Annotated in this window: 22 protein-coding genes and 1 tRNA gene; 13 read left to right on the top strand and 10 right to left on the bottom strand. The window is 63.6% G+C overall.

The annotated features are described in order from the left end of the window. Window positions 1–48: 48 nt before the first annotated feature. The 4 genes from ampD to ACE3UG_RS07310 all read right to left on the bottom strand — a co-directional run bounded on the left by ampD (window position 49) and on the right by ACE3UG_RS07310 (window position 3,010). Complete coding sequence (gene ampD, locus ACE3UG_RS07325) at window positions 49–648, bottom strand: 1,6-anhydro-N-acetylmuramyl-L-alanine amidase AmpD (protein ID WP_374621702.1); 600 nt, start codon at window positions 646–648, stop codon at window positions 49–51. A gap of 504 nt (window positions 649–1,152) precedes the next feature. Continuing rightward, window positions 1,153–1,665, bottom strand: a complete 513-nt coding sequence (locus ACE3UG_RS07320; protein WP_374622061.1) for a DUF1269 domain-containing protein — start codon at window positions 1,663–1,665, stop codon at window positions 1,153–1,155. Window positions 1,666–1,840: 175 nt separating this feature from the next. After that, a complete protein-coding gene (locus ACE3UG_RS07315) occupies window positions 1,841–2,119 on the bottom strand; it encodes a PP0621 family protein (RefSeq protein ID WP_374621699.1) in 279 nt (92 codons plus the stop codon). Window positions 2,120–2,125: 6 nt separating this feature from the next. Next, complete coding sequence (locus tag ACE3UG_RS07310) at window positions 2,126–3,010, bottom strand: inner membrane protein YpjD (protein WP_374621696.1); 885 nt, start codon at window positions 3,008–3,010, stop codon at window positions 2,126–2,128. Between the two features lie 113 nt (window positions 3,011–3,123). Between ACE3UG_RS07310 and ffh the strand changes: the two genes are divergently transcribed. Together ffh and ACE3UG_RS07300 are read left to right on the top strand one after the other, a co-directional pair. Continuing rightward, complete coding sequence (ffh, locus tag ACE3UG_RS07305) at window positions 3,124–4,488, top strand: signal recognition particle protein (RefSeq protein WP_374621693.1); 1,365 nt, start codon at window positions 3,124–3,126, stop codon at window positions 4,486–4,488. Between the two features lie 108 nt (window positions 4,489–4,596). Beyond that, window positions 4,597–5,145: a hypoxanthine-guanine phosphoribosyltransferase gene (locus ACE3UG_RS07300; RefSeq protein ID WP_374621690.1), complete on the top strand. Its 549-nt coding sequence runs from the start codon at window positions 4,597–4,599 to the stop codon at window positions 5,143–5,145. A 143-nt stretch (window positions 5,146–5,288) separates the two neighbouring features. Here the strand turns inward: ACE3UG_RS07300 and ACE3UG_RS07295 are convergent, their stop codons facing one another. After that, entirely contained in the window at window positions 5,289–5,882 is a 594-nt protein-coding gene (locus ACE3UG_RS07295; RefSeq protein ID WP_374621687.1) for a MarC family protein, read from the bottom strand. 128 nt (window positions 5,883–6,010) lie between these two features. Continuing rightward, complete coding sequence (locus tag ACE3UG_RS07290) at window positions 6,011–7,750, bottom strand: proline--tRNA ligase (RefSeq protein ID WP_374621684.1); 1,740 nt, start codon at window positions 7,748–7,750, stop codon at window positions 6,011–6,013. 213 nt (window positions 7,751–7,963) lie between these two features. On the opposite strand from ACE3UG_RS07290, the gene ACE3UG_RS07285 reads away from it, so the two are divergent. Beyond that, window positions 7,964–8,617: an RNA pyrophosphohydrolase gene (locus tag ACE3UG_RS07285; RefSeq protein WP_374621681.1), complete on the top strand. Its 654-nt coding sequence runs from the start codon at window positions 7,964–7,966 to the stop codon at window positions 8,615–8,617. Between the two features lie 143 nt (window positions 8,618–8,760). After that, window positions 8,761–9,336, top strand: a complete 576-nt coding sequence (locus tag ACE3UG_RS07280) for a CNP1-like family protein (RefSeq protein WP_374621678.1) — start codon at window positions 8,761–8,763, stop codon at window positions 9,334–9,336. Window positions 9,337–9,452: 116 nt separating this feature from the next. On the opposite strand, the gene proB is transcribed toward ACE3UG_RS07280, so the two are convergent. The 4 genes from proB to rplU form a co-directional block, all read right to left on the bottom strand. Next, window positions 9,453–10,586 carry a glutamate 5-kinase gene (gene proB, locus ACE3UG_RS07275; protein WP_374621675.1) on the bottom strand — a complete coding sequence of 378 codons (1,134 nt, stop codon included), beginning with the start codon at window positions 10,584–10,586 and terminating at the stop codon, window positions 9,453–9,455. 156 nt (window positions 10,587–10,742) lie between these two features. After that, window positions 10,743–11,873, bottom strand: a complete 1,131-nt coding sequence (cgtA, locus tag ACE3UG_RS07270; protein ID WP_374621672.1) for an Obg family GTPase CgtA — start codon at window positions 11,871–11,873, stop codon at window positions 10,743–10,745. Window positions 11,874–12,022: 149 nt separating this feature from the next. Next, a complete protein-coding gene (gene rpmA / locus ACE3UG_RS07265) occupies window positions 12,023–12,283 on the bottom strand; it encodes a 50S ribosomal protein L27 (protein WP_374621669.1) in 261 nt (86 codons plus the stop codon). A 28-nt stretch (window positions 12,284–12,311) separates the two neighbouring features. After that, window positions 12,312–12,623, bottom strand: a complete 312-nt coding sequence (gene rplU, locus ACE3UG_RS07260) for a 50S ribosomal protein L21 (RefSeq protein ID WP_010803930.1) — start codon at window positions 12,621–12,623, stop codon at window positions 12,312–12,314. Window positions 12,624–12,951: 328 nt separating this feature from the next. On the opposite strand from rplU, the gene ACE3UG_RS07255 reads away from it, so the two are divergent. The 9 genes from ACE3UG_RS07255 (at window position 12,952) to yacG (ending at window position 20,762) form a co-directional block, all read left to right on the top strand. Continuing rightward, complete coding sequence (locus ACE3UG_RS07255) at window positions 12,952–13,881, top strand: polyprenyl synthetase family protein (RefSeq protein WP_374622059.1); 930 nt, start codon at window positions 12,952–12,954, stop codon at window positions 13,879–13,881. Window positions 13,882–13,903: 22 nt separating this feature from the next. Then, window positions 13,904–13,980: transfer RNA gene (locus ACE3UG_RS07250), tRNA-Pro, on the top strand. 251 nt (window positions 13,981–14,231) lie between these two features. Continuing rightward, the gene (locus ACE3UG_RS07245; protein WP_374621664.1) at window positions 14,232–15,524 is read left to right on the top strand and encodes an HlyC/CorC family transporter; all 1,293 of its coding nucleotides are present in this window, start codon (window positions 14,232–14,234) and stop codon (window positions 15,522–15,524) included. Between the two features lie 113 nt (window positions 15,525–15,637). Further along, a complete protein-coding gene (locus ACE3UG_RS07240; protein ID WP_374621661.1) occupies window positions 15,638–16,849 on the top strand; it encodes a GspE/PulE family protein in 1,212 nt (403 codons plus the stop codon). Between the two features lie 117 nt (window positions 16,850–16,966). Next, on the top strand, window positions 16,967–18,187 hold the full coding sequence (locus ACE3UG_RS07235; RefSeq protein WP_374621659.1) for a type II secretion system F family protein: 1,221 nt from the start codon (window positions 16,967–16,969) through the stop codon (window positions 18,185–18,187). Next, window positions 18,184–19,056 (top strand): A24 family peptidase, encoded by an 873-nt coding sequence (locus tag ACE3UG_RS07230; RefSeq protein ID WP_374621656.1) that lies wholly within the window; start codon window positions 18,184–18,186, stop codon window positions 19,054–19,056. The genes ACE3UG_RS07235 and ACE3UG_RS07230 overlap by 4 nt, the downstream gene beginning before the upstream one ends. Next, a complete protein-coding gene (gene coaE / locus ACE3UG_RS07225; RefSeq protein ID WP_374621653.1) occupies window positions 19,053–19,667 on the top strand; it encodes a dephospho-CoA kinase in 615 nt (204 codons plus the stop codon). The genes ACE3UG_RS07230 and coaE overlap by 4 nt, the downstream gene beginning before the upstream one ends. Before the next feature lie 140 nt (window positions 19,668–19,807). Further along, window positions 19,808–20,563, top strand: coding sequence for a cell division protein ZapD (zapD, locus tag ACE3UG_RS07220; protein ID WP_374621650.1), 756 nt, complete (start codon window positions 19,808–19,810; stop codon window positions 20,561–20,563). A gap of 4 nt (window positions 20,564–20,567) precedes the next feature. Beyond that, entirely contained in the window at window positions 20,568–20,762 is a 195-nt protein-coding gene (gene yacG, locus ACE3UG_RS07215) for a DNA gyrase inhibitor YacG (RefSeq protein WP_374621647.1), read from the top strand. Window positions 20,763–20,847 lie beyond the last annotated feature (85 nt).

Raw genomic sequence — 20,847 nt, 5'->3', positions numbered from 1 at the left:
AGGCCCGTGGCATCGCCGTGTCAAGCAAAACCTGTCCCCGGATGGGGATTAATCGGCCCGCTGAAACGGCAGCGCGCCAGGACTCAGGTTCGCCATTCGGCGCAATCGCTGCCACTCGAAATGCGGTCCCGGATCGGTCTTCCGGCCCGGCGCGATATCGGCATGTCCGGCCACGGCTCGAATCGGATAATGCTGAAGCAGCGCTCGCGTGAGGGCCGCTAACGTAACGTACTGCGCCGCCGTGAACGGGCGGTCGTCGGTGCCCTCAAGCTCCACGCCGATCGAAAAATCGTTGCAGCGTGTTCGCCCTTCGAACGACGAGGCCCCCGCATGCCACGCCCGCGCGTCGCACGACACGAACTGCTGCAATGCGCCATTTCGTCGCACCAGAAAGTGCGACGAGACATGCACACCGCGAATCTCGTCGAAGAACGGATGCGCATCATGGTCAAGCCGGTTCTGGAAGAACGCCGCGATTTCGCCGCCCCCGAATTGTCCCGGCGGCAACGAGATGTTGTGCACCACCAGCAGGTCGGTGGGCATTCCCTCAGGCCGCATGTCGAAGTTGGGCGATGGCAGATGCTCCGCCTCCCGGACCCACCCGTACGCGTCGAGCGTAAGCACTGCGCCAGTGTCCGGCGCGTTCATGCGGCACCTCGCGGGTGAGGCAGATGTCGGGCACGTGTCTCGTCCCGGTCACACGACCGGGACCCAACACCAGGCGAAGCAGATGACGGGGACATGACGGGCACGGCGAACTCCCGTGGGGCGAGGGGCGCCATTGTAGCCCACTTGGCGTCGCGTTGTCGGCGACACGCCCGACGCGTGCCGCGCAGCGCCAGGCCGTGCGGCGCCGACGTCACGTCGACCGTTATCCCGACCCAATGGCAGCCGACCAAAGAAGAAGCCTCCCGCCTGACCTGGCCGAGAGGCTTCCGTGGGCGTGACCACGCCCGGGGATGGTGTCGAACTCGTGTCGTGCGACACGCGCACCACCCCGCGCCGCTCACAGGTGCGGCGCCTTTGGCCGTCGCCGGCCGGTAAAACCCGTCTCCTTCGCCAACGCTGTCGTCGCTATCGATCCTGTCGCCTCACTTGCGTGCCTCTCACCGCTGTCCCACGCTTCGGCCGCCTGTGACTGATCGCCAACGCTCAAGGAAAAGCCGGAATCGCCGACTCGACCCCTTCCATGTGAGCTTCGGGGTGATGCACCTTGAGCATCTCGCGAATCTCGTCGACGCGGCTCACGCGCACATCCACCATGAGCAGGATCATGCCTCGCTCGAGCGGCTCGCGAAACGCCTTGAGCCGGGAGTTCGGCACCGAGACACCGATCATGCTCGACACCCAGGCGCCAAAGAGCGCGCCGAGCGGCGCCGTCACGATCATCAACTCCCATTGGGGACGCGTGCCCACGATGGGGAAAAACGCCGCGACTGCACCGACTGCCAGACCACAGAAGCCACCGATCACGAGCCCGGCTTCGGCGCCGTGCACGATATCGGAAGTCTGTAGCAGGTTAGCCTCGTGCAGTCCCTCCAGGTCCATTTCGTCACGCGCCATGAAGTGGATATGGCGTTCTTCGACCCGAGCAAGCAGCAAATCGCTCATCGTGCGCTGCGCACTCGCCAGATCGGGAAGCAGGAAATACATCCGTCTGCGCATTAGCATGTTGCGCCCTCCTGTCGTCGCGCCCCTTCGTTATGGTTGTGGTGAACGGGGTCCGTGACTTCAGTTTTAGTTCATATGACAGGCATGCGCAAGCCGGCACGCGCGCATGCCGTGCCGGGAACGGCAGCAAGGTTGGTCGTTGCTGCGCGGCGTGGCCGCGCAGCGGGTCTCAGACGCGGCGATCGCGCGTGAGATAGGCATCGCGGTGTGCGCCGCTGCAGAAGTGCTTGCCGCCAGCGCTCGCGATGGCCTCGCTCTCGGGCAGGTAGGTATCGCACTCGCTGCACCGCACCATGCGCTCGGCAGGCGGCAACGACCGTCGCGCGTTCGTGCGCGTATCGTTCGCGGGCGGCGGGCGCATGCGATCGGCATTGCGCTTGCGCTCGTTTTGTCGCATCCACCAAGTGCCCGCAATCAGCAGGACCAGTAACAGCAGGATATTGCGCATCGCGCTTCAAGTCTCCGTCATGCGATGCAGCACCACCTCAAGCACGAAGCGAGAACCGACATACGCCAGCAACAGCGCCACGAACGACGCCAGAACCCAACGCAGCGCAACCTTGCCGCGCCACCCATAAAAATGCCGGCCGAGCAGCACCGCGCCGAACATCAGCCACGACACCACCGCGAACACGGTCTTGTGATCGATGCGCACCGCGCGCCCGAACAGCGCTTCGGAGAACATCACACCGGAGATCAGCGTCAAGGTCAGCAACACGAACCCTGCACCGATCAGCCGGAACAACAGCTTTTCCATCGTCAGCAGCGGCGGCAGCGTCTCCAGCCAGCGCGCGAGCCAGCCCGTCGCCTCGCCGCTGCGCGACGGATGCAGGTGTCGCTCGGCGTAGATCATCAGCAACGCGTGCAGCGCCGCCAGCGCGAACAGCCCATAGGCCATGTTGGCGATGATGAAGTGCGCCTTGAATATCGGTTCCGCCGCAAAGCCCAGAATTCGCACATCCGGAAAAATCATCGGCAACACACAAGCGACGGCAGCCACGGGTGTGACCATCAGTCGCAGGCTGTCGAGCGGAAAGAAGAAGCTCTCGATCCAGTAAATCCCGACCGAGAGCCACAGCATGGCCGAGAGCATGTACGCGAATCCGAAGTGCATGCTGTCGGCGCGAAAGATCGTCTGATGCAGCAACACGCCGTGCAGCACGAGCGTGACGAACAGCGAAAGCTGCATCGGCCAACGCGAGGGCGTGCCTGCAACCGGCGCAGGCGCGACCTGTCCGCCCGCCAGCGAGAGGGCCGCATCGCGCCGGTATCCTTGCCACGAACAAACCGCCAACCCGGCGTAGAGGATGGCGGTCAGCGCATACAGTAAAATAGTCATGTTTGAAGTTTACACCAGCCCATGACGGGCGCGCTGCCGTACCCGCCACTGTCCCCCTCCGAGGCCGCAAGGCCGGTGAGCAGGGCCATTGCGGGTCTTACAGGATACGTTTCATGCTCGACAATCTCACTACGCGCCTCGCCAAGGTCGTCAAGACGCTGCGCGGCGAAGCTCGCCTGACCGAGGCCAACACGCAGGAAATGTTGCGCGAAGTGCGTCTCGCCATGCTCGAGGCCGACGTCGCGCTGCCTGTGGTCCGCGACTTCATTGCCAAGGTGAAGGAAAAGGCGCTCGGCGAGGAAGTCATTTCCAGCCTCTCGCCGGGCCAGGCGCTCGTGGGCGTGGTGCAGCGTGAATTGACCGCGCTCATGGGGGGCGATTACGACGGCCGTGCCGCCGAACTCAATCTCGCGACCACCCCGCCCGCCATCATTCTGATGGCCGGCCTGCAAGGCGCCGGTAAAACGACCACCGTCGGCAAGCTCGCCAAGCTGCTGCGCGGACAGAAAAAGAAGGTCCTCACGGTTTCCACCGACGTCTATCGCCCCGCCGCCATCGCCCAGTTGGAGACGGTGACGCAGCAGGTCGACGCCGACTTCTTCCCGTCGCAACCGGATCAGAAGCCGGTCGACATCGCCCGCGCGGCGGTCGATTGGGCCCGACGCCATCACCATGACGTGCTGCTCGTCGATACGGCCGGCCGCCTGGGTATCGACGAAGCGATGATGCAGGAAATCAGCGCCCTGCACGCCGAGTTGAAACCGATCGAAACGCTGTTCGTGGTCGACGCGATGCTCGGCCAGGATGCCGTGAACACCGCCCGCGCCTTCAACGACGCGCTGCCGCTCACCGGCGTGGTCCTCACCAAACTCGACGGTGACTCGCGCGGCGGTGCGGCGCTCTCGGTGCGCCACATTACCGGCAAGCCGATCAAGTTCGTCGGCGTGGGTGAAAAGCTCGACGGCCTCGAAGTCTTCCATCCGGATCGCATGGCGAACCGGATTCTCGGCATGGGCGACATTCTCGCGCTCGTCGAGGAAGCGCAACGCGGCGTCGACGTGCAGGCCGCGCAAAAGCTCGCCGAGAAGGTCAAGAAGGGCGGCGACTTCGACCTGAACGACTTCAAGGCGCAGATCGGCCAGATGAAGAACATGGGCGGGCTCTCGTCGCTCATGGACAAGCTGCCCGCGCAATTCCAGGCGGCTGCCAGCCAGACCAATATGGACCAGGCCGAGAAGCAGGTGCGCCGCATGGAAGGCATCATCAATGCAATGACGCCGTCCGAGCGTGCCAAGCCCGAGCTGATCAAGGCGAGCCGAAAGCGCCGCATCGCCGCCGGTGCGGGCGTTCAGGTGCAGGAGGTCAATCGCATGCTCAATCAGTACGACCAGATGCGCACCATGATGAAGAAGCTCAAAGGCGGTGGCATGATGAAGATGATGCGCAGCATGAAAGGCATGATGCCCGGTATGCGCTGAACGCGCCCTATCTCGTGGCGGTCCGGTCATGCCAACGGGCTTTCCGTATATACTCCGGGCCGCAAATAGCGACATCTCCCCGCAACACGTTCCACAGGGTCGCCCCATATGAACCGCGAAGAAGCCCTCGAAGTATTCCGTAATTCCGAAGAAATCGTCTCGGCCGGCGAGGTGGACACGTCCATCGACACGATGGCCACGGCCATCAAGAACGCCATCGGGGACGAATTCCCCATGGTGCTCTCGGTCATGGGCGGCGCGGCCGTCTTCACCGGCATGCTGCTGCCGCGTCTGGACTTCCCTCTGGAGTTCGACTACATCCACCTCTCCCGCTACAACAACACCACGACGGGCGGTGCGATGCAGTGGCGCGTGGCGCCGCGCGATTCGGTGCGCGACCGCGTGGTGCTCGTGCTCGACGACATTCTCGACGAAGGTGCCACGATGGCGGCGATTCGCGACCGGATCCTGGAGATGGGCGCCTCGAAATTCTACAGCGCCGTGCTTTGCGAGAAGATCCTGACCAAGGACAAGCCGTCCCACCCGGATTTCTGCGGCTTCACGGTGCCCGACCGCTACGTCTTCGGCTGCGGCATGGACGCCAAGGGCTACTGGCGCAACCTGCCGGCCATCCGTGCGCTGACCACGCCACGCTGAACACGCCGCGCTGAACACCCCGGCGGGACTGCGGATATCCCGGAATAACAGCACAGGGGCCTGTGCTGCACAACACCCTGAACGTTGGAGGTCAATCCAATCTTTGGGGTGTTTTCATGTCCGACGCCGTTTCGGGTATCGCGTCAGAACTGGCCCACGAAGATCCTGACCCCCTTGAGGATCATCTCGACCGAGATCGCCACCAGAATCAGTCCCATTAGACGCTCGAACGCCGCCACCACGCGCGAGCCGACCCATCGCTCGATGCGATCGGCGAGCAGCAACACCACCGCGCAGACGGCCATCGTCACGCATAGCGCGATGACCCATTCGAGCATGCGCCCCGGTTGCTGCGACACGAGCAGCATGACGGTCGCGAGCGCCGAGGGGCCGGCCAGCGCCGGAATCGCCAACGGCACAATGAGCGGCTCGCCCGCGTCGGGCAGCGAGCCCTGATCGGGACGCGGAAAGATCATGCGCAGCGCGATCAGGAACAGCACAATGCCGCCGGCCAACTGCAACGACAGGTCGGTGAGACTCATCATGCGCAAGAAGCGATCCCCCACCAGCATGAAGAGCAGCAGGATCGCAAACGCAATCAGCACCTCGCGCACGATCACCCGACGCCGTCGATGTGCCGGCACGTTCTTCAACGCGTTCACGAAGATCGGGATATTGCCGAACGGATCGGTAATGAGCAGCAACAGCACGGTGGCTGACGCGAACGTGTATTCCATACTGACAACGCTTCCGGATGTGACAACGGCAGCCGCCGGGGCGACTGCCGTCAGGTCTTGCCAAAGGGGGCGGGCAGCGAGCGATGCAACGCCGGCGAAAGCCCGCCGGCGCGCCGCACCGCCCGCGCTCAGACGGCCTTGGCCGCGCGCACCTTGCCGATGACGACGTCCGCCACGGACGCAACGTCGAGCAATTGGGCTTGCGCGTCGCGGCGGCCCTGATACTCGAGCTTGCCTTCCTTCAGGCCACGGTCGCCGATCACCACACGATGCGGCACGCCGATCAGTTCCCATTCGGCGAACATCACGCCGGGGCGCTCGCCACGGTCGTCGAGAATGACATCGATCCCCGCAGCCAGCAGGTCTTCGTAGACCTTGTCGGCGGCGGCACGCACGGCATCGCTGCGATCGTAGCCCATCGGGCACAGCACCACCTCGAACGGCGCAATCGATTCCGGCCAGATAATGCCGCGATCGTCGAAATTCTGTTCGATGGCCGCGCCGAGAATACGCGTGATGCCAATGCCGTAGCAGCCCATTTCCATCGGCGCGGGCTTGCCTGTCTCGTCGAGGAAGGTCGCATTCATGGCATCCGAGTATTTGGTGCCCAACTGGAACACGTGCCCCACTTCGATGCCACGGCACAGGTCAATCTCGCCCTTGCCATCCGGCGAGAGGTCGCCGGGCACGACATTGCGCAGATCGGCCACGACTTCCGGCTCGGGCAGATCGCGCCCCCAGTTCACGCCGGTGATGTGGAAGTCGACCTCGTTCGCGCCGACCACGAAGTCGCTCATCTTTGCGACCGTGCGATCGACCACGAGCTTGACCGGCTGCTTCGTGCCGATGGGACCCAAGTAACCCGGCGGCGTGCCGAACCGATCGACGATCTCGGCCTCGCTGGCGAAGCGAAAGCCCGCCAGCCCCGGCACCTTGCTCGCCTTGATCTCGTTCAGGTCGTGATCGCCGCGCAACAGCAGCAGCCAGACGGTCGTGCCGGTGTCTTCGCTGTCGGTGGCGAGCACAATCGACTTGACCGTGCGCGCCAGCGGGATCGAGAGCAGTTCCGCGACGGCTTCACACTTGGCCTTGCCGGGCGTGGCCGTCTTGGTCAGCGCCTCGGCGGGCGCGGCACGCTCACCCTGAGGGGCAAGCGCCTCGGCCATTTCGACATTGGCCGCATAGTCGGACGCCGGGCAGTAGGCTATGGCGTCTTCACCGGTCTCGGCAATCACGTGGAATTCGTGCGAGCCGGAACCGCCAATGGAGCCATTGTCTGCCACCACGGCGCGGAACGTCAGGCCCAGGCGCGTGAAGATGCGTACGTAGGCGTCGAACATCTTCTGATAGGAAACCTGCAGGCCAGCACGGTCCTTATCGAAGGAGTAGGCGTCTTTCATGATGAACTCGCGCCCGCGCATCACACCGAAGCGCGGACGAATCTCGTCGCGGAACTTCGCCTGCACCTGATAGAAGTTCACGGGCAGTTGGCGATAGCTCTTGATCTCGCGGCGGGCGATGTCGGTCACGACTTCCTCGTGGGTCGGGCCGACGACGAACTCGCGGTCGTGGCGATCCTTGAGTCGCAGCAATTCCGGACCGTACTGCTTCCAGCGCCCCGACTCCTGCCACAGTTCGGCGGGCTGGACGGCCGGCATGAGCAGTTCGAGCGCACCGGCTCGGTTCATTTCTTCGCGGACAATGGCTTCAACCTTGCGGATCGAACGCAGGCCGATCGGCAGGTAATCATAGATACCGCCGGCCACGCGGCGAATCATGCCGGCGCGCATCATCAGCTTGTGGCTGACGATCTCGGCGTCGGCGGGCGCTTCCTTGAGGGTGCCGATGAAGAAACGAGAGGCTTTCATGCAGATTTCCGGGAAAAATGAGGGTCAACGGCACGCACAGCGGTTCGGGGTGTTGCCGGGAACGGGACCGGGGCATGCCCCAACAGGGAGGCAGCCGCCGAGACACCCGCCGGCCGTACGCGCCGCCCCGGTCACCCGAGCCGCCGCCGGCCGCCGCGCCGGTGATTATCTGTTTATAATCGAAGCAATTTTAAAGGATTCAAGGGTGGTTGTATGCTTGACCGTGAAGGCTTTCGCCCGAACGTCGGCATCATCCTCTTAAACGCACGCAATGAAGTGTTCTGGGGCAAGCGGCTGGGCGAGCACTCCTGGCAGTTCCCGCAAGGCGGCATCAAGTACGGCGAAACGCCTGAACAGGCCATGTTCCGAGAATTGCACGAGGAAACCGGGCTAAAGCCAGAACACGTCAAAGTCATCGGTCGCACACGCGACTGGCTGCGTTACGAGGTGCCGGACAAATTCATCAAGCGCGAAGTGCGCGGACATTACCGGGGCCAGAAGCAGATCTGGTTCCTGCTGCGCATGGTCGGTCGCGACTGCGATATCTGCCTGCGCGCCACCGAGCACCCCGAGTTCGACGCCTGGCGCTGGAACGAATACTGGGTGCCGCTCGACGCAGTGATCGAGTTCAAGCGCGAAGTCTATCAACTCGCCCTGAATGAGCTCTCGCGCTATCTGCGGCGCTCGGCGATGCGCCCTGCGCAAGATCGGCGACGTTTTCCGCGCGCCGGAGCGCGCATCGGTGAATTACCGCCGGGCGCCACAGTTGCGCAGAATGTACAGGAGGAGCGCTACGGCGGCGGTGACGACAGCGCCGACGAATCCGCAGGCGCAGCCACTGCCGGCGCGCCGGCCCAGAAGCACTGAACCGGTCTGCCGCCAGCGTGTCCCATCACGGGTCGCGGGCGTCGTGCCCGCGCCCTCGTTTGACCTGGCGTCCTTCGGGATGCCGCGCGGATTGTCCGCTTTCGTTCATCAGCCGTCCAACCGACTACTCGACCCCACATCCCATGCGTTCTTCCTCCGCTCGCCGCGCCCCGCGCCTCGCCGCCCTGGCCCCTCTGGCCGCACTGGCGCTGATTGCCGGCTGTAGCAGCATGTCGCAGCAACCCACCCAGGACCTCGACGAATACCTCGCTCAGCAGCAAGCGACCAAAGGCAAGTGGAAGGAAGCAGCCTTCGTCATGCCGACGAAGGCCCCGCAAGATGCCGATCTGGTGAGCTTCCCCACGCTGCCGAACGCCACGCTCGATTACTCGATCGACGCAAAGTCCGTGCAGGTGACCGATGACGGCGTGGTGCGCTACGTCGCCGTGATCCGCAGCAAGCAAGGCGCACGCAACGTCTTGTACGAGGGCATGCATTGCGCGTCGTTCGAGTCGCGTCTGTACGCAACCGGCCGCCCGGACGGCACATGGGTTTCCGCGCGCAACAGTGAATGGCGTCCGATCCGCCCCTACGGCGCGACGGCCTATCAGGGCATCCTGTACCGCGACTATCTCTGCCGTGACAAAACGCCGCTGGGCACCGCCAGCGAGATCGTGCAGAACCTGCGCTACCCGAAAACCGATCCGAACTATCGTTGATCGCGCGATGGACGGTTGCCGTCCACCCACCTTCAGCACCATGAAAAAACGCCGGTCACGTGCTACGTGCCGGCGTTTTGCCTGTCCGATGCGAGGCGCGCGCCCCGCCCAACGTTTCAGCGCAAGATCAGATTGTCGCGATGGATCAGCTCGGGCTCGTTCGCGAAGCCCAGTACCTGCTCGATATCACTGCTCGGATGACGGCGAATCAGACGCGTTTCCGATGCACTGTAATTCGACAGCCCGCGCGCGACTTCATGACCGGCCTCGTCCACGCAGGCAATCACTTCGCCCCGCGCAAACGTGCCTTCAACGTCGATTACGCCGATCGGCAGCAAGCTCTTGCCCTCTTCAATCAGTTTCTTGCACGCGCCCGCGTCGATCACCACCCGCCCACGCACCTGCAAATGGTCTGCCATCCACTGCTTGCGGGCCGTGAGCACCGCCGTGCGTGCCACCAACTGCGTACCGATGGCCTCGCCACTCGCCAGACGCACGAGCACGTCGGCCTCGCGCCCCGAAGCGATCACGGTATGCGCCCCGCTGGTCGCGGCACGCTTGGCCGCGAGAATCTTGGTCAGCATGCCACCGCGGCCAATATTGGAGCCCGCACCGCCGGCCATCGCTTCCAGACGCTCGTCCCCCGCCTCGGCTTCGTGCACGAACTCGGCATCCGCATGCTTGCGCGGATCGGCCGTGTACAGGCCCGATTGATCGGTCAGGATGACCAGCGCGTCGCCGTCGATCAAATTCGTCACGAGCGCGCCCAGCGTGTCGTTGTCGCCGAATTTGATTTCATCGGTCACGACCGTGTCGTTCTCGTTGATGATCGGCACCACCCCCAGACGCAGCAAGGTCAGCAAGGTCGTTCGTGCGTTCAGATAGCGCTCGCGGTCGGCGAGATCGGCATGCGTGAGAAGAATCTGTGCGGTTCGTACCCCGTACTCCGCGAAACGGGTCTCGTAGACCTGCGCCAGGCCCATCTGGCCCACGGCAGCCGCGGCCTGCAGTTCGTCGATGGCCTTCGGACGACGCACCCAGCCCAGACGCTGCATCCCCTCCGCAATCGCGCCCGAACTGACGAGCACCACCTGCTTTGGCGAGCGAGCCTCGCCACCTTGGCGCAGCGCGGCGATCTGTTGAGCCCATCGCGCAATCGCGACATTGTCCAGCCCGCGACCATCGTTGGTCACGAGACTGGATCCCACTTTCACCACGAGCCGCCTGGCATCGGCGATGACCGAACGCATGGAACTGGATTCTCCTGCGAATGTACTGGGAAGACAGGCTGCGACAGCAGCCCGACCGCCGGCGTTGGCGCAATCGTCCCGAGATGCCCGACCGATCCGACGGTTCCGACGGATCCGACAAGCAGCCACATCGCCAGCGTTTGAGTGAGGTGGAGTTTACGCCTTTGGCGTGTCGTCCGGGGGCGTTGGCGGTGTTGCGTCAGCCACGGGGGCCGTGCTGCCCTCGCGAAAGCGCGGGTCCAGCGCGGCGTCTTCCATGGCCTCTTCGACGGCGCCGCGCTGTTGATACAGATACTCCTGCACCGCCAGACACAGCTTCTCGCAGCCCTCGCCCGTCAAGGCGGAGATCTCGAAGGTCGGACCGTCCCACCCGTAGCGCTTCAGGAAGTCGGCGACGCGCTCGGCGCGTTCCGCCTCAGGCAGCATATCGACCTTGTTGAGCACCAGCCAGCGAGGCTTCTGGAACAACTGCTCGTCGTACTTCTGCAACTCGAGAACGATGGCCTGGGCGTCCGCCACCGGATCGACACCTTCGTCGAACGGCGCGATGTCCACGATATGGAGCAACAAGCCGGTACGTTGCAAGTGACGCAGGAACTGATGCCCGAGGCCTGCGCCTTCGGCAGCGCCTTCGATCAGACCGGGGATGTCCGCAATCACGAAGCTCTTGCCCGGCGCGGTGCGCACGACCCCCAGATTGGGGTGCAACGTCGTGAACGGGTAGTCTGCGATCTTCGGACGCGCATTCGAGACCGACGCGATAAACGTCGACTTGCCCGCGTTGGGCATGCCGAGCAGACCGACGTCTGCGAGCACCTTCAGCTCGAGCTGGAGCATGCGACGCTCGCCCGGTTTGCCTTCCGTCTTCTGACGCGGCGCGCGGTTCGTGCTCGACTTGAAATGGAGGTTGCCCAGACCGCCCGCACCACCTTGCGCGAGCACGACTTCCTGACCATGTTCGGTCAAGTCGGCGATCGTCTCGCCCGTGTCCATGTCGCTGATGATGGTGCCGACCGGCATGCGCAGGTAGATGTCCTCGCCGCCCTTGCCGTAGCAATCCGAGCCTCGACCGGATTCCCCGTGCTTCGCGAGATGCTTCTTCGAATACCGGTAATCGATCAGGGTGTTGATATTGCGATCCGCCACGGCAAACACGCTGCCGCCGCGACCGCCGTCGCCGCCGTCGGGTCCGCCGAACGGAACGAATTTCTCACGGCGCATCGATGCCGAGCCATTGCCGCCGTTCCCGGCGATCACCTCGATACGCGCTGCGTCAATGAATTTCATGTAGGTTCGTTTCGCTCAATCGACCGTCCGCAGACGATCCTAACACTGTCAGATGGCCCGCCCCGGGCGCCGAATTCGCTGCACACAGGCGGGAAAAACAAAAAAGGCTCCGCATGAGAGCGGAGCCTTTTGGTGGCAAAAGGCTTAGCTTACGCTGCCGGCACCACGCTAACCACTTGCTTCTTCGCTGCGCCCTTGATGGCGAATTGCACATGACCGTCGGTCAGCGCAAACAGCGTGTGGTCCTTACCGATACCGACGTTTTCGCCGGCATGCATACGAGTACCGCGTTGGCGAACGATGATGCCGCCAGCCAGGATCGCCTGACCGCCGTACACCTTCACGCCGAGGCGCTTCGACTCGGAATCGCGGCCGTTACGGGACGAACCGCCTGCTTTTTTGTGTGCCATGACTTAACTCCTTACCTAGCTCGATCGATTAGCCGTTGATGCTGTCGATGCGCAGCTCGGTGTAGTTTTGGCGATGGCCTTGACGCTTTTGGTAGTGCTTGCGACGGCGCATCTTGAAAATCTTCACCTTGGGGTGACGACCTTGGGCGATAACGGTAGCCTTGACGGAAGCCCCACTGACCAACGGCGCACCGAACTTAATCGATTCGCCCTCGCCTACGGCGAGAACCTGGTCGATGGTGATTTCTGCGCCAATGTCAGCCGGTATCTGTTCTACTTTGAGTTTTTCGCCAGCAGCAACCTTGTATTGCTTGCCGCCGGTTTTTATGACCGCGTACATTGTTGAACCTCACTCATAAACAAGAGAATTTTCCGTGCAGGCCGAGGGTCCCGAAAGGACTCGACTTTCCAGCCCATCACACCGCTGCAGACCGTCATACCGAAGTATTTTCGGACTTGACGCAGAGAATGCGCGCACGAAAACCGGGGATTATACAGACTTTATCCTTTTGCGTCAAAGACTTCCGTGAAACCGGTCAATCTGCGGGGCTGGTCCCCGAAAGTCGCCGCGCCCACTATATAATTTGGGGCGAATTTTTCCTCACCCGAGCCTTGTCTTGACTGCTTCGACTTCTCCCCAGAACGTACTGGCCGCCATCGCCGACGACATGCGTGCCGTCGACCAGCTTATCCGCCATCGGCTGGCCTCCGAGGTGGTCCTGATCAATCAGATCTCGGAGTACATCATCAACTCGGGCGGCAAACGACTGCGCCCGGCGTTGCTGTTGCTCGTGTCGGGTGCGCTTGGCGTCACGTCGCCGCATCGCTTCGAGTTGGCGGCAGTCATCGAGTTCATCCACACGTCAACGCTGCTGCACGACGACGTTGTCGACGAATCCGACCTGCGCCGCGGCAAGCAAACGGCGAATGCGCTGTTCGGCAATGCGGCATCGGTCCTGGTGGGCGACTTCCTGTATTCGCGCTCGTTCGAAATGATGGTGAGCGTGGACAACATGCGCGTGATGCAGATTCTCGCGCGCGCGACCAATGTGATCGCCGAAGGTGAAGTGCTGCAGTTGCTGAACATGCACGACCCCGACGTTGACGAAGCACGCTATCTCCAGGTCATCAAATACAAGACCGCCACGCTGTTCGAGGCCGCGACGCAACTCGCTGCCGTGCTCGCCAACGCCGACGCCCAAATCGAAGCGGCCGTGCGGGAATACGGCGGGCGACTCGGCACCGCATTCCAGTTGATGGACGACTGGCTCGATTACGCAGGCGACACCGACGCGATGGGCAAGAACGCGGGCGACGATCTGCGCGAGGGCAAACCGACGCTGCCGCTCATTCATGTCTTGCAACATGGCACCGCTGAAGAGCGCGCGCTCGTACGTGAAGCCATCGAGAACGGCGGCACCGATAAGTTCGATCCGATTCTCGCCGCGATCACCCGCACCGGCGCACTCGACTACACGTTGGCGCGTGCCAAGGAAGAGGCCGACGCCGCAGCACAGATTATTTCCACACTCCCCTCTTCCCAATACAAAAATAGCCTGCTAGAATTGTGTTCTTACTCGATAGCGCGACGCACTTAACGGCGAAGCAGCAGTATCGAAGCGGGGTGTAGCTTAGCCTGGTAGAGCGCTACGTTCGGGACGTAGAGGCCGGAGGTTCGAATCCTCTCACCCCGACCACGATTTCCTTTGCTCGCGAGCAAAGCAAAAAAACCGCCGGACGTGTCCGGCGGTTTTTTTATGTCCGCTGCATTTGTCGTCCGTACGAATCACGCTATCCCAGCGCGCCGACGACGCTCCTCGAATGTCTCGGAGTCCATCGCGACGGCTCGCTTGAAGTCGGTCCGCCGGACGACGCGCGCGACGGGTTCATCCCCTCTGATATAGTGGCAACTCATTGTCACCCCCGCGCGCTTCGCGCACCCACACGCTTGGAAGCCTTGCCCTTATGGGCGCAGATTTGCGCCGTCGCCCTCCTGATCGTCTGCTCGGGATTCTTTTCCATTTCCGAAACGAGCATGATGGCGCTCAACCGTCATCGGCTGAAACATCTGGTACGGATGAACGTACACGGTGCCAAGGCGACGCAGGGGCTTCTCGCCCGCACCGAGGACCTGCTCTCGACGATCCTCGTCGGCAATAACGTCATCAACACCGTCGTTCCGGTACTCACCACATCGGTTGCGGTGCGCTATTTCGGAAACGACGCGCTCACCCTGTCGCTTGCGACGGCGCTGATCGCGTTGCTTATCATTATCTTCGCCGAGATCGGCCCGAAGATTGTCGGTGCAACGTATCCCGAACGCATCGCGTTACCGGCCAGCACGATGCTCAAGCCGATCGTGACGGTGGCTACACCGCTCGTATGGGTACTCAATGGCTTCGTGCGCGGCATGTTGCGTATGCTGCGCATCGACACGCGCCGTGCAGCCAGCGAAGCGCGCCTCTCTACGGAGGAGTTGCGAACCATCGTGCTCGAGGCCAGCAATTACATGCCGACCAAGCCGCGCAGCGTGCTGCTCAACCTGCTCGATCTCGAGAACATCACGGTCGACGACGTGATGGTGCCGCGCGCGCGTATCGAGGCGCTCGATATCTCGGCGCCGCTCGACACAATCCTCTCGCAGCTCGAGACCTGCTATCACAACAAGTTGCCGGTCTACGACGGCGACATCGATCGCATCGTCGGCATTCTGCCGGTACGCCGCACGCTTGCGGCCCTGCGGCACCCGGACGACCTCTCTGCGGATACGTTGCGCGCGTTGCTTGTCGAGCCGTATTTCATCCCCAGCGATACGCCTGCGCTGCGTCAGCTCCAGTACTTCCAGGAGAACCACCGGCGCGTGGGACTGGTCGTCAACGAATACGGCGAAGTCGAAGGACTGCTGACCACCGAAGACATCATCGAGGAACTCATCGGTGAGTTCACGACAAGCGTGCCGGGCACGGGCGGAAGCCGCTCAGGCTGGACGTCGGACGACGATTGCCTGGTCAGCGGCGGTGTGGGGCTGCGCGATCTGAACCGCCGGCTGGGTCTGCATCTGCCGACCGATGGACCGAAGACCCTCAACGGCCTGATCCTCGAAGTGCTGCGTGAAATTCCGGAAGCGGCCGTTAGCCTGGAAGTCGGTGGCGTGCGCATGGAGATCGTGCAGATCGACAATCAGGCGATCAAAATGGTGCGTCTGTTCAAGCCAAGCGCACGATCGGCGTCACACGGTTGAGTCGCACCCGCTCACTTCACGTGACGTCCGCCCATTTTTCGGGCAATTCCGATTGAGCCACCCCGGGGTTTTGACGAGACTGTAGCTTCACGCAGCACTCGTCAAACCCCGTCATGTCATTTCACGTTTCCGAATCCGCAGACACCGCGACGCTGCCCAACGAGCGCGCCGCCGTCACGGCGTCCGCCGAGTCGCGCGGTCCGCGCGAAGCCGCCACGCCGTTGCAGCTACTCGATCAGATGCTGGGCGAGGCCGTCCGGGCGGGCGCGTCCGACGTGCATTTCGAACCGATGGCACAACGCTTTCGCGTTCGATTGCGCATCGATGGCCATCTGCAAGAGCACGGCGATGTGCCCTTGCCGTGGCGCGACATGCTCGTCTCGCGACTCAAGGTGCTCGCCAATCTGGATATCGCACAGAAGCGTCTGCCGCAGGACGGGCGCATGGTCTGGCGCGAAGCGGGCGAACCGGTGGAGTGCCGCGTGAGCGCGCTGCCGACGCTGCACGGCGAGAAGCTTGTCGTGCGCTTGCTCGACGGTGCCAAGGTCCCGCTCTCGCTGGAAGGGCTCGGCTACACGCCGACGCAATATCTTGCGCTCACGCGTGCGATTGCCCGTCCGCACGGCATGGTTCTGTTGACCGGTCCAACGGGGAGCGGCAAGACCGTCTCACTCTACAGTTGTCTGCGCCGAATCAACGACACGTCGCGCAACATCGTCACCATCGAAGATCCGGTGGAGATTCGCTTGCCGGGTGTCACTCAAGTCAATGTCAATGAGCGCGCCGGGCTGGATTTCGCCACGGCCCTGCGCGCATTTCTCCGGCAAGATCCCGACGTGCTCGTCGTCGGCGAGATCCGCGACGCGCAAACCGCCGAGATTGCCGTACAGGCGGCGCAGACCGGACACCTTGTCTTCGCGACCGTTCATGCGAACGATGCGCCCAGCACCCTCGCGCGATTGTTCGACCTCGGTGTGGCGCCGTTCAACCTGTCGTCGACACTGCTGCTCATCAGCGCACAACGGCTACTCCGACGACGATGTCCGGCGGGATGCGAGCCCGGCCGCGCGCCGACAGCCGCCACACGGACCGGACACCCCTGCATGCGCTGCCACGGCACCGGCTTCGCCGGGCGCATTGGCGCGTTTCAAGTGATGCCGATCAGCGCAGCACAGGCGGCCAACATCGCGCAGGCCCGCAGTCCGCACGATCTGGCCGCACAAGCACAAAGCGAGGGTGTCATGACCCTGCGTGAGGCGGGACGCTGGCATGTCGCCACGGGCACCGTCAGCGAGGAGGATGTCGATGCGACGACCCCTGATTGAGTTCGACCCACAGCGCACGTGGCGCCGTGCCGCGCACCGATCGACGCGTGGATGGCGCGTACTTTCGGGGCCATCGCGCCGAAAATTGCCCTACGCCGCAACGCACCGAGGTCGCCCATGCAGCGTATGACGCAGCCCCGCCGTTGGCACTGGCAAGGTCGCGATGCCGACGGACAGCGTCGTCAAGGCGAGGTGATCGCCCACGGCGAAGCCGCCGCGCGTCTGATGTTGCGCGACCCGCGCCTGACGGTCACGCATCTGCGTCCTGGGCGCAGATACACGCCGGCGGGACGCGTCGGCACCGCAGACGCCACCGACCTGGTCCGGCGTCTCGCCACGCTGTTGGGCGCGGGCGTTACGCTCACGGCAGCGCTCGACATACTCGCACGCGGTGCCCACGCGCGAGGGCTCAAGCGGCTGGCGTCCGACATTGGGCTGGAGGTCGGGCAAGGGCACCCGCTGGCGCAGGCCATGGCCCGGGCCGGCCATCGATTCAGCACCGTCGATTGTCAGTTGATAGCGGCCGCTGAATTGAGCGGGCAACTCGGCCCGACGCTCGCTCGCCTGAGCGCACACTACGATCACGCGCGAAGCGTGCGAGAGAAACTCCAGCGTGCGCTCGCCTACCCGTCGACGGTGTTGGTCGTCGCGCTGGCGGTCGTGGTCGCGTTGCTGCATTGGGTGATCCCGGAGTTCGAGCGCCTGTTTGCCAGTGCCGCTGGCGGGGGCATGCCCCTGCCGCCGCTCACGCGATGGCTCATCGATATCTCACGCGCGTCGCTCACGAACGGGCCATGGCTACTGGCCGCCCTGGGGGCCGCAGGGTTGGTCATGGCCGCGGCATTGCGGCGCAGCACACGCGCGCGACATCTCCGGGATCGCCTGATCTTGCGGCTGCCGGGCGCGGGCAAGATCATCCGCATGTTGAGCGCCGCACGATGGGCCAGAACGCTTGGCACATTGCTTGACGCGGGCGTCGCCCTCCCCGACGCGATGGACGCCGCCGCGAGCGCATGCGGCAATCTCGCGATGCAGCGTGCGGCGCATGACGTGCATCGCGCAGTTTCACGCGGCGCGCGCCTTGCGACGTCGCTCGAGGCCGATGCGCGCTGGCCGCTGGTCATCGCACAACTGAGCGTGATCGGCGAGGAATCGGGTACACTCGGGCGCATGCTCAATCAGGCCGCAGGCCTGCTCGACGAAGAGGCCTCGCATGCGCTGGTCAACGCCTGCGCGACGCTGGAACCCATGATGATTACGTTTCTCGGCCTGCTGATCGGCGGCATGGTCCTCGCCATGTATCTGCCGATGTTCCAACTCGGATACGGTGTCGCATGAACGGTTACGCAGAGCCGCTGCTTGTCGATTGGCTGGCGCAGTTGCAACCTCACTGGCGCCTCGTCCTCTTCGCGGCGTTGGGCGTCGTGGCCGGGCTTGGCCTCGATGTGATCGTGCGACGTGTGCCGGTCGCTGTTGAACGGGCCTGGATCGAGGAGATGCGGGCTGCGGACGCGGCGAACGCCTCACCGCTTCGCGCCCCCTCGCATCAGACCGACCTGCCCGCCGAGACGATGGCGCTCGCGTCCCCCGTCGCCAGGTCGCCATCACCCACCCTGTCACCCAACCCGTCTCCCACCCCGTCTCCCATTACCGTATCGCCACGCCGCTGCCAGTTGTCGCTCCTCAGCGGTGTGCTGAGCGCCGCCATTGCGTGGCGCTTCGGCCCCACCTGGCAGAGCGTCGGCGCACTCGGACTCGTCTGGACGCTCGTCGCGCTCGCGTACATCGACCACGACACCCAGCTCCTGCCCGACATCCTGACGCTGCCGCTGCTGTGGGCTGGCTTGCTGTGCAATCTGCGGCACTGGTTCGCGGCGCTCCCGACGGCGGTCATTGGGGCCGCGCTCGGCTATCTGAGTCTGTGGGCCCTGTACTGGGTGTACTGGTGGCTTCGACGCCGGGAGGGCATGGGCTTCGGCGACTTCAAGCTATATGCTGCGCTGGGCGCATGGTTCGGCTGGACCGCGTTGCTGCAGATCCTGACGCTCGCCTGCCTACTCGCCATTGTTGTCGCGGGCAGCGCATGGCTCACCGGACGCTTGCGCAGCGATCAAATGTTTCCGTTCGGGGCTTTTCTCGCAGCGGCGGGCATCATCACGCTTTTCGGCGGCAACGGATTGATGATCTGGATCGGAGGAACGCCATGACTTACGCCATCGGCCTGACCGGGGGCATCGGCAGCGGCAAGACGACGGTGGCCAATCTATTCGCCACGCACGGCATCGCCATCATCGACACCGACGCCATCGCGCACGGCATTACCGCCCCAGGCGGCGCGGCCATGCCTGCGATCCGGCGCGAGTTCGGCGACGCCTTCGTGGCCCCGGACGGCTCGCTCGACCGCGCGCGCATGCGCGAAGCCGTCTTCACCGACGACGCAGCGAAAGCCCGTTTGGAGGCCATTACCCATCCCCTGATCCGCACGGAGTGCGAGCGGGCTGCCGCGCAGGCGCCAGGGCCCTATCTGATTTTCGTCGTGCCTCTGTTGGTGGAATCCGGCACGTGGCGTGAGCGCGTGCAGCGCGTGCTCGTCGTCGACTGCTCAGAGGAAACGCAAATCGCGCGCGTCATGTCGCGAAACCGGTTCGCGCGCGAACAGGTGCAGGCGATCATGGCGCGCCAGGCAACGCGTGCACAGCGGCTCGCCACAGCCGACGACGTTATCGACAACGACATCCAGCACGCGCCGCTCGCGCCGCAGGTCGACCGATTGCATGCAGCGTATCTGAAGCTCGCGGCGCAGGCAGGTGGCCGTTGATCGACGTCCGTGGCCCCGTTTATCGCACGCGTCGTACGGGCCACCCTCGATTGAGCGCCCACTCGCGTTGCGCCTCAACAGATTCCGGCATTAGAATGTCGCCATTACGCTGAAAAGCGCCAACTTCTGGGCCGACGCGCTTGATCCTGTACGAATATCCGCTCAACGAACGCATTCGCACGCTGCTTCGGCTAGAAGAGCTGTTCGGGCGCTTTGCCTTTTTCGTCGCGCAGGATCAGCCGCTCGATCACCATGCGGCGCTGATCACGATGTTCGAGATCGCCGACATCGCCGGGCGCACCGATCTGAAGAACGAACTGGTCAAGGAACTCGACCGGCAACGTCAGACGCTGACGACCTATCGCGGCAATCCCGATATCGCCTCCGACGCGCTCGAACAGTTCATCGGTGAAGTCGAGCAAGCCATTGCTAATCTCAATCAGATTCCCGGCAAGCCCGGCCAGCATCTGAACGACAACGAATGGCTTGCGAGCATACGCAGTCGCTCGGTGATACCGGGCGGCACGTGCCGCTTCGACCTGCCGTCGTATTACGCGTGGCGGCATAACGACGCCGAACAACGGCGTCGCGACATCGACAAGTGGATCGGCCCGCTGCTGCCGATACGCGAGGCGATCAACATCGTGCTGGGCCTTGCCCGCGAGTCAGGTCACGCCAGCAAGGCCATGGCGCAGCAAGGCAGCTACCAGCAAATGCTGACGGGGCGCGTCTATCAACTCATGCAGGTGCGTGTCGTGCCCGAACTGCGCGTCATTCCCGAAGCCAGCGCCAACAAATACATGCTCTGGGTGCGCTTCACCACTCAGGACGGCGATCTGAAGCCGCGTCCGGTCGACAGCGACGTGCCGTTTCTGCTGACACTCTGCAATCTGTAAGCCCATGACGACTGTCGTCAACTGTCCGACTTGCGGCAAAAAGGTGGTTTGGGGACCGCAGGCCAAATTCCGCCCCTTCTGCTCGGCGCGTTGCAAGCAGATCGACATCGGCGCGTGGGCGGCGGAAAAGTACACCATCCCCGCCGCGTCGCCGGACGACCCTTCGCAAGACGCTCCGCTCGATCCGACACAGGGCTGACGCGGTAATACGTTACGAAAGCAATCGGTCGAACCCAACGCAAAAGGCACCCTTCGGGGTGCCTTTTGCATGTTGGTGCATGTCT

The sequence above is a fragment of the Pandoraea sp. genome (assembly GCF_041919235.1).
In the GTDB taxonomy this organism is placed as follows: Bacteria; Pseudomonadota; Gammaproteobacteria; order Burkholderiales; family Burkholderiaceae; genus Pandoraea.
The sequence above is the reverse complement of the archived record's forward strand: the minus strand, read 5'-3'. Positions and strand labels throughout refer to the sequence as shown.